7 protein-coding genes, 5 tRNA genes and 4 pseudogenes are annotated in these 7,371 nt (G+C 38.4%); 10 read left to right on the forward strand and 6 right to left on the reverse strand.

What is annotated here, in order from left to right:
- The first annotated feature begins 50 nt into the window (after window positions 1-50).
- The 5 genes from HMPREF2634_RS04185 to HMPREF2634_RS04205 all read left to right on the forward strand — a co-directional run bounded on the left by HMPREF2634_RS04185 (window position 51) and on the right by HMPREF2634_RS04205 (window position 475).
- Window positions 51-131 (forward strand) — tRNA-Tyr (locus HMPREF2634_RS04185).
- Between the two features lie 7 nt (window positions 132-138).
- Window positions 139-209 (forward strand) — tRNA-Trp (locus HMPREF2634_RS04190).
- A gap of 15 nt (window positions 210-224) precedes the next feature.
- Window positions 225-297 (forward strand) — tRNA-His (locus HMPREF2634_RS04195).
- A gap of 13 nt (window positions 298-310) precedes the next feature.
- Window positions 311-382, forward strand: a tRNA-Gln gene (locus HMPREF2634_RS04200).
- A gap of 9 nt (window positions 383-391) precedes the next feature.
- A tRNA-Leu gene (locus HMPREF2634_RS04205) sits at window positions 392-475 on the forward strand.
- 73 nt (window positions 476-548) lie between these two features.
- Here HMPREF2634_RS04205 and HMPREF2634_RS09910 read toward each other — a convergent pair.
- Both HMPREF2634_RS09910 and HMPREF2634_RS10180 read right to left on the reverse strand, forming a co-directional pair.
- Window positions 549-668 (reverse strand): annotated as a pseudogene (locus tag HMPREF2634_RS09910) (site-specific integrase); the annotation flags it as partial.
- A 155-nt stretch (window positions 669-823) separates the two neighbouring features.
- Window positions 824-978, reverse strand: a pseudogene (locus HMPREF2634_RS10180) (GTP pyrophosphokinase); the annotation flags it as partial.
- A gap of 177 nt (window positions 979-1,155) precedes the next feature.
- On the opposite strand from HMPREF2634_RS10180, the gene HMPREF2634_RS04210 reads away from it, so the two are divergent.
- Together HMPREF2634_RS04210 and HMPREF2634_RS04215 are read left to right on the forward strand one after the other, a co-directional pair.
- The gene (locus HMPREF2634_RS04210) at window positions 1,156-1,413 is read left to right on the forward strand and encodes a type II toxin-antitoxin system Phd/YefM family antitoxin (RefSeq protein ID WP_003027150.1); all 258 of its coding nucleotides are present in this window, start codon (window positions 1,156-1,158) and stop codon (window positions 1,411-1,413) included.
- A pseudogene (locus HMPREF2634_RS04215) lies at window positions 1,410-1,766 on the forward strand (type II toxin-antitoxin system death-on-curing family toxin). Before HMPREF2634_RS04210 ends, HMPREF2634_RS04215 begins: the two are co-directional and overlap by 4 nt.
- Window positions 1,767-1,875: 109 nt before the next feature.
- Here HMPREF2634_RS04215 and HMPREF2634_RS04220 read toward each other — a convergent pair.
- The 4 genes and pseudogenes from HMPREF2634_RS04220 to HMPREF2634_RS04235 all read right to left on the reverse strand — a co-directional run bounded on the left by HMPREF2634_RS04220 (window position 1,876) and on the right by HMPREF2634_RS04235 (window position 3,313).
- Window positions 1,876-2,151: pseudogene (locus tag HMPREF2634_RS04220) on the reverse strand (multiprotein-bridging factor 1 family protein).
- Complete coding sequence (locus HMPREF2634_RS04225) at window positions 2,138-2,518, reverse strand: type II toxin-antitoxin system RelE/ParE family toxin (protein ID WP_003027145.1); 381 nt, start codon at window positions 2,516-2,518, stop codon at window positions 2,138-2,140. Before HMPREF2634_RS04225 ends, HMPREF2634_RS04220 begins: the two are co-directional and overlap by 14 nt.
- 281 nt (window positions 2,519-2,799) lie before the next feature.
- Complete coding sequence (locus tag HMPREF2634_RS04230) at window positions 2,800-3,054, reverse strand: Txe/YoeB family addiction module toxin (protein ID WP_003027142.1); 255 nt, start codon at window positions 3,052-3,054, stop codon at window positions 2,800-2,802.
- A complete protein-coding gene (locus HMPREF2634_RS04235; protein WP_003027139.1) occupies window positions 3,047-3,313 on the reverse strand; it encodes a type II toxin-antitoxin system Phd/YefM family antitoxin in 267 nt (88 codons plus the stop codon). Before HMPREF2634_RS04235 ends, HMPREF2634_RS04230 begins: the two co-directional genes overlap by 8 nt.
- A 516-nt stretch (window positions 3,314-3,829) precedes the next feature.
- On the opposite strand from HMPREF2634_RS04235, the gene HMPREF2634_RS04240 reads away from it, so the two are divergent.
- The 3 genes from HMPREF2634_RS04240 to HMPREF2634_RS09990 all read left to right on the forward strand — a co-directional run.
- Window positions 3,830-5,227: a MucBP domain-containing protein gene (locus HMPREF2634_RS04240; RefSeq protein ID WP_021001204.1), complete on the forward strand. Its 1,398-nt coding sequence runs from the start codon at window positions 3,830-3,832 to the stop codon at window positions 5,225-5,227.
- A gap of 25 nt (window positions 5,228-5,252) precedes the next feature.
- The gene (locus tag HMPREF2634_RS04245) at window positions 5,253-7,052 is read left to right on the forward strand and encodes a GbpC/Spa domain-containing protein (RefSeq protein ID WP_070836336.1); all 1,800 of its coding nucleotides are present in this window, start codon (window positions 5,253-5,255) and stop codon (window positions 7,050-7,052) included.
- On the forward strand, window positions 7,013-7,371 hold a 359-nt coding region (locus HMPREF2634_RS09990), incomplete at its 3' end, for a MucBP domain-containing protein (RefSeq protein WP_180363042.1). The genes HMPREF2634_RS04245 and HMPREF2634_RS09990, both read left to right, overlap by 40 nt.

The following is a 7,371-nucleotide window of genomic DNA, read 5'->3' on the forward strand; positions in this document are numbered from 1 at the left end:
TGTGTCGGCGGTTCGATTCCGTCTCGCGCCATAATTAGTTTAAAATATCAGGAAGGGTAGCGAAGAGGCTAAACGCGGCGGACTGTAAATCCGCTCCTTCGGGTTCGGGGGTTCGAATCCCTCCCCTTCCATACCTTTACGGGCATAGTTTAAAGGTAGAACTAAGGTCTCCAAAACCTTCAGTGTGGGTTCAATTCCTACTGCCCGTGTTTATTGTGAATATGGCGGGTGTGGTGAAGTGGTTAACACACCAGATTGTGGCTCTGGCATGCGTGGGTTCGATCCCCATCACTCGCCTATTTTATATTATTGGGGTATAGCCAAGCGGTAAGGCAAGGGACTTTGACTCCCTCATGCGTTGGTTCGAATCCAGCTACCCCAGTTTAACTTTGCCGGCGTGGCGGAATTGGCAGACGCGCTGGACTCAAAATCCAGTGTCCGCAAGGACGTGCCGGTTCGACCCCGGCCGCCGGTATTGCTTAAGTTTTAGAAACGTTGATAAATCAGCGTTTCTTTTGTTTTTGTTCAAAATTTGTTCAAAATAGTTTCTACTGGCTTAAACCGTGGAAAAAGTCACGGATTTTATTGTCTTCACGGATAGCCTTTTCTTTGATTAGATACCCGTAAGTCTCACTGATTTGCTGAATATCTTTATGTCCCATATTCTTTTTTGATAGAATCAAGACACTATTGTCCCAGACTCTTTTGTTGTGCGTTTATGAAATTTTAAACTAAGTTACTAAAAATTACTAATTTATATTTTTTGCACTTAGATTGTAAATTCAAGAAGAAATAAGACAACAAAATAAGTACCTAGATGATTCTAAGTGCTTAAGAATTTGATAGCTGAAAGATATTTTTTTGTCTCTTGATATCCTTGGGGCTAATTTCTTTTAATCTAGTTATGTCAGAATTATGCCGTAAATCAGCTAACTTTACAACACGAGCAAGTTCATTCGTTTTGACTAATTCTCTGAAAAGTTATCAAAGGGAATCCCTAAAATTGTTAATTCTTCTTTATTTACATCAAGAGTCATGGCATACCTCCTTGTATAGCACTATCTCCATTATACCATAATATAGGATAAATTCATCCTATATTATTGTTTTTCTTGCTTAAAAATGATATGATAAGCAAAAGGAGGCGATAATATAATGCAAATTAATCTTGAAAATTTAGTTCCAATTACTGAAGCAAATCAAAATTTTTCTAAAGTTGCTCGCATGGTTGATAGGAAAGGTACAGCTGTTATTTTGAAAAACAATAAACCTAAATATGTTTTAGTTGACTATAATACCTTGGTCCAAGAAGAACAGACAGAAGCTGTTGTTACTGATCAAGCTAGTGTTGACGAGGTGGCAAGTTCTATCTTGTCACGCCACCTAGAAGCCTTTAAGGAATTAGCCAAATGAAGCGATTAACCGTTGAACAGGTTGTTGCCTTACATAGCCAATTGATTATAGCTTCGGGAGGAATGGATGGTGTACGAGACAAGGGGTTAGTTGAGGCCTCACTTTCTAATGTTTTTGATACTTATTTTGGAGTTGATCAATATCCGACTATTGAAGAGAAGGCAGCTAGACTTTGTTATTCTTTGATTAAGAACCATGCTTTTTTAGATGGGAAAAGCACATTAGTATTTTTGCAATGCTTGTGCTACTAGAAATTAACGATATTGTACTGATAGTTAGTTCATCTCGGATTAGGTACAGCAGCATCAGAATTAACTTATGAAGATATTTTAGATTTTGTAAAAGATCATTAATACAAAAAGCAAGTGATTTTCTAGTAGTCACTTGCTTTATTTTTAAAATTATTCGAAGATAATAAATGTTATTCATAGAGTTTCTTTATATGACATCTAAAAGCTGATATTAGCCAATGTTAATGGTGAGTTTTTGATTCAATGCAAAAGCAATCTTGCTCATGGTTTCAATGCTGGTATTATGTCATCGTTCGATTCTAGCAATGGTGGATTGCGGGACATGAGATAGGTCAGCTAGTTCACGTTGTGTCAGTCCAGCATTTTGTCTAGCATTAAAGACGGCAATTGCACTTTCTAAGATGCTTTTTTCTGCTAAATAACCAGCTTTAAAATCTTCTTGTTTTAGTTCATCTTGTAAAAAATCGTCAAATTTAATAGTTGTCATGATTATGCTCCCCAAATTCTTTTTTCAGTTCTTTAGCATGCCTGATTTCACTAGTAGGTGTTTTCTGTGTCTTTTTGGTAAATCCGTGTGTGATGATGTAGCGGTCACCAATCACATGGAAGTATAAGGCACGTTGAATATTAGAAGATACTTTTGAGCGAATTTCAAAAATATCATTATCAAGTTTTTTCACCCATTCCATGCGTTGTGCGATAAGCAAACCGTGCTCTTGTATTAGGCTAATAGTGGCAAGAAGTTTCTGTTTGTCTTTTAGGGGTAAGGTTTGTAAAAACTCAATAAATTCAGTACGTCCATTTAAACATGTATAAAATTCAAATTTTGTTTCATTATGTCTCCACGATAGCATATATTGTTTAGAATTACAATTGATAACACTGAAGATAGATTATTCTATTATTAGCAATTTTACCAGCTCTGTTTTTTCTTTTTGAGAATTGAGTATATAAACATTTTGCTCAAAGTATTGTCTTTTTCTATTTTTCTTTTTTTGTAGAACCAATTAGAACTCTTAGAAGTGCTACTCTATCAGCATTTCTAAGAGCCTTTTATCATTTAAGGATTTCTTCTAAAATTGGCTACTTTTCAGACAGTTAGAGAGTTTTAGCATCCAATGGATAATGACTGCTTTTATGTGTAATGGTCTCTAAAGGATAAGAAATAAATCTCATCTTTTTCCACCATATAGACTAATCGTTGTTCATCTGTAATTCTACGAGACCAAGCACCGGAATAACGATATTTTAAGGGTTCAGGCTTTCCAATCCCTTCAAAAGGATTCCGTTTGATATCCTCTATTAAACGATTGATACGTTTGAGTATCTTTTTATCCTCTTGTTGCCAAGAAACATAATCTTTCCAAGCTTGTTCTGTAAAGTTAAACATCTTCCACCTCTAATAATTGGCGTTGAATGGTTTTCTTTTGCTTGACTTGTTCCATTCCTGATAGAACCTTGTCTGAAAGGTACTCGTTATTCATTAGACGGATGGTTTCTTGGATACTATCCCAATTTTTCTTAGATAAGACTACAATATTTTCATCAGGATTTTTATTGACAACCATTAGAGGTTCATATTCATCGTTGACTTTTTTCATGTAATGTTTTAAATTGTTTCTAAAATTTGAATAGACGACAGCTTCCATTTTATATCACCTCACTTTAAGACTATTCTTAGTATAATACTTGACAGGAAATTGTACAAGTATTAGCAGCTAGTTTTAACCCTCTTGTTTTAAAAAAGTTGAAAATAAAAAACACAGCTCACTGCCGTTGCATAAATATTGATTCCAGAGACATTATTTTCATTTTATACATTATTATTGAAGTGAAAAATAGTTGGATTTTGATGTGAAAGGGCTTTTGTATATATGCATCATAACTGATTGACGCGCTTGTCTAGACTAATTGGGATTTAAAAGTTGTTAGAGCTTTAGATTACTCTTTTATCAATCACCTATTGTTTATCTGTAATATATCTATGTTTCTTTACAAGGTGTAAACAAATGTAAAATACTTCTGTAATGAGATTAAATAAATCTGTGAAAATGCTGTAATCGGCTTGACATTTGAGGAAAATATTACTATCATGAAAGTGAATAGTTTTTTTAAACTAGTCCTTAACATATCCAATATGTTAAAATATTGAGAGGATATTTAGAATGAAAAAAAGCAGGTTCTTTTTAGCGTCAACGGCTGTATTGTTATCAGCTTTAGGTGCAAATCCTGTGTTGGCTAGGGATGTTGAGCGCTCTATCTCCACAACGATTGTCACACCGACTGTTGACAGCAATAAAAAGGCTTCTACTGAAACGCCAGAGTCTAAGCAGGGAAATGCAAATACCTCTACGGCTGTGACGCCGGCTGCTCCTGTAACTCCTGACAAGTCCACGTCAGTTGCTTCAGATAAGGATAAGCCAAGCGTGTCAGACAAGGTAGAGGCACCAAAGACAACGCCAATAACACCGATTGCGCCAGAAAAGGACAAGTCGGAACCGTCGGATTCCTCAAGTAAGGTAGAACCGCCGAAGATAGCCCCTATACCATCGGCTACACCAGATAAGGATAAGTCTGGAACATCAGACTCTGAGTCTTCAAAGCCAAATCAAGCGGAGCCAGAAAAGAAATATGGCGATGTAACGGTTGAGTACAAGAGTAAAGATGGTGCTTTGATTGCACCAAAAGAGTTGGATACACCGACTTCTGAAGTGGGAACGGACTACGATACGACCGACCAACGAAGAGAAACCATTATCAGTTCAGAAGGTAAGAAATACCGCCTTGATCTAAAAGCTACTCAGGGGTACGAAAAAGGAAAAGTCCTTGAAGGAAATACCAATATTACTTATTACTATGATCTGGTCACAGAAACGCCAGACTCTAATAAGGTGGTGCCACCGAAGACAGATCCCGCTCCACCAGATAAGGATATACCAAGTACACCGGATTCTTCTAGTAAAGTAGTGCCTTCGCAGGATAAAGCTCAAGTGCCAAGTGTTCCGGCTACCCCCTCATCAGATTCATCGGTTAGCCCAGATACTTCTATAGCAGATACAATCGCACCGACAGATACAATACCAACTGATGAAGCAATAGATGCAAAAGATACGGTCAATCCGTCAATTTTGACTGAAAAGGGTACGGACGAGACAACAATTTCAGATATGGACTTGAAAAGGGATGAAACATTCAGTCTTGACAATGCTTCATCTGTGACTACTAAAAAAGGTGACACGATTGACAATCCAATCAAATCAATCATCTCACCAGCTGATCCGCTTTTGACGGACAAGGGCTTTGAGATTATTGGTAATGATCAAGGAGAAGTCACTATCAAAAACGCAGACGGTTCTAAAACATCTGTACCAGCTGCGCAAGTAGGTGCTAGGGCAAATCCTGATGGAACGGTCACTGTCAAATCAAGTAATGGTAAGTTTACATTGTTGCCAGATACGGGGGAAGCAACCACGATTCTTGCAACGATTGGTTTATTTATCTTGGCTCTATTAGGCTTCAAAAAAGTCAAGCCTTTTGAGAAAGATAATTGGTTAATTGGGTAATTATTAAAAAGGAAAGAGGAATTTTATGTTTCATAATAGCAAAACGAAGGGTCATGGTTCGATCCGGAAAAACAAAGTTTATGGCACCATTGGTATCTTGACGCTTGGAACCATTGCAATTCTTAGCGCTCACCAAGGTGTAGCTGCTGATGAAGTAAAGGCAACGAAGCCAACAACGCCCGCTCCAGTGGCGGAAGCTTCTGATACAAGTCTTGCTGCACAATCAAAAGCAGCAGCAACTGAAGCAGCTAGCAGCTCTACAGCAGCAATAACCACTGCAAAAGCTGAAACAACAGCACCAGCAGGAGCTATTTCAACAGCTGACACTACAACAGCGTCAGCGACTACAACAACTGAAAGTGCAGCTACGCAACCAGCCACAGCACCAGTAGCGAGTACAACGCCAGCAGCAACAACTGCAACGCCTGAAACAACGCCCGCTCCTGCTACAACAGCAAAAGCTGAAGCAACTACTCCTGCGCCAGCAGGAGCAGTATCAACCTCAGACCCAGTAGCTACTCCGGTAGATCGTACGGAAGGTTCAAAAGTAACTGTCGAAAACCAAAAACTAAAAGATGCGATTTCTGAAGCAAATGGTTATAACATTGATGTTAAGCAAAATCAAAATGACAACATTGGAACAGCGAACAACCAAGTAGAGTCAGATGCTAAAAAGGACCTTGCCAACACTCTTGAGGAAACACAAGCAACTCGTATCAAGACGGGGGTAGATGCCTATAAACGCGACCTAAAAAAAGCGCAAGCAAACACCGGCACTCCAGGCTATCTAAGTGAAGTTGTCAGCCAAGGCTTGAAATTTGAACGGGAGCCTAATGCTAAATTGTCTATCACTGGTACCACTGAATTTGGTCAAAAAGATATGAATAATATGTCATATGAGGAGTATGTGAAATCTGGTGGAACGTTTGCAAACAATCCAATCCCAGCATTTACAACGAGACTGTCAGCTGGTGGAAGCCGGTTTGTCATCCCTAAAATTAAAAGCGGACAAACCATTACGGCTACTTATACGGGCCTCCAAAATTCTAAATATAATGGAGTAAGTATTTCAAAGGTTACTTATGAGGTAACGAATTTAAACCCTAAAACAGGTATCGTTGGTTTTGCTGAGAAGGATCCGACGAGAGGGATTTACACTTTTTATGACATAAATGTACCTTCTAGATATAAAGTTGTTGCTCGCTTCTATGATGCTGATGGCAATGTTATAAACTTTAAAAAAGATAACCCTGCAATTTTGGCTCTAACAAGTTTAACCAAAACAGAACCTAAGACTGGAAAATTGGCTGGTCTGAAGCACGAAGAAAGCATAACAGATTATAATTTCCGACCAGTAAAGATTACCGGTTCTTTGGTTGAAAAACAAACCGATGGACGTTTGGCAGCAAATATTGTCACTGACGGCATTAAAGACGACTATGATGATCCAAATTTCTATAAAATGGGGATTGCGGGTGTGGCAGAAAGCGGAGATTCAATTTCCTTTGTGATGCAGCGGACTACACAATGGGATAGAGGTTATTGGTTAGCTATTACAAGCAAATTACCATCTCGCTTTACTCTTGTAAAACCAGATCTTGAATACAATCTGGTTGAATACAATCTTGCAGGGAATGTCTTGCTGGATAACTATATTCAAGGGACTACTACTAAACTAACAAATACTCAAACGGTTAAAAACCTACGGGAACTCCTGTTGGTGAAGACTACACAACAACACACCAAGACAGAATCACAACAGCGGATGGCAAGATCTATAAATATGTGTCATCAACTAATAATACAACAGGTAAAGTTAAATTAGGTACGACGAACGTAGCAAACTACTATACAGAAGTGAAAGGGAATGTTGTTGTTGACTACCAAGATAAGCAAGGCAACACTCTTTCTCCACGTATTGTGGATACACCAGACACATCAGTAGGAACGGCCTACGATACAACTGACCACAAACCGTCTACGATTACAACAGCCGATGGAGCAAGTTACCGCATTGACCCTACAGCTACACAAGGTAAAGAAAGTGGTAGAGTTGTCGAAGGAACAACCCGCGTTGTCTATGTTTATGACAAAGTTGAAAAACCGGTAGAGAAGAAATACGGTGATGTTACCGTTGAGTACAA

This window comes from Streptococcus sp. HMSC034B03 (assembly GCF_001838575.1).
Classification (GTDB): domain Bacteria; phylum Bacillota; class Bacilli; order Lactobacillales; family Streptococcaceae; genus Streptococcus; species Streptococcus anginosus.

Bases quoted from the DNA above. Each gene is read 5' to 3' on its own strand.
- HMPREF2634_RS04225 (WP_003027145.1), bottom strand. From the start codon at position 2,518: ATGCTATCGTGGAGACATAATGAAACAAAATTTGAATTTTATACATGT.
- HMPREF2634_RS04240 (WP_021001204.1), top strand. From the start codon at position 3,830: ATGAAAAAAAGCAGGTTCTTTTTAGCGTCAACGGCTGTATTGTTATCA.
- HMPREF2634_RS04235 (WP_003027139.1), bottom strand. From the start codon at position 3,313: ATGGAAGCTGTCGTCTATTCAAATTTTAGAAACAATTTAAAACATTAC.
- HMPREF2634_RS04230 (WP_003027142.1), bottom strand. From the start codon at position 3,054: ATGTTTAACTTTACAGAACAAGCTTGGAAAGATTATGTTTCTTGGCAA.
- HMPREF2634_RS04245 (WP_070836336.1), top strand. From the start codon at position 5,253: ATGTTTCATAATAGCAAAACGAAGGGTCATGGTTCGATCCGGAAAAAC.
- HMPREF2634_RS04210 (WP_003027150.1), top strand. From the start codon at position 1,156: ATGCAAATTAATCTTGAAAATTTAGTTCCAATTACTGAAGCAAATCAA.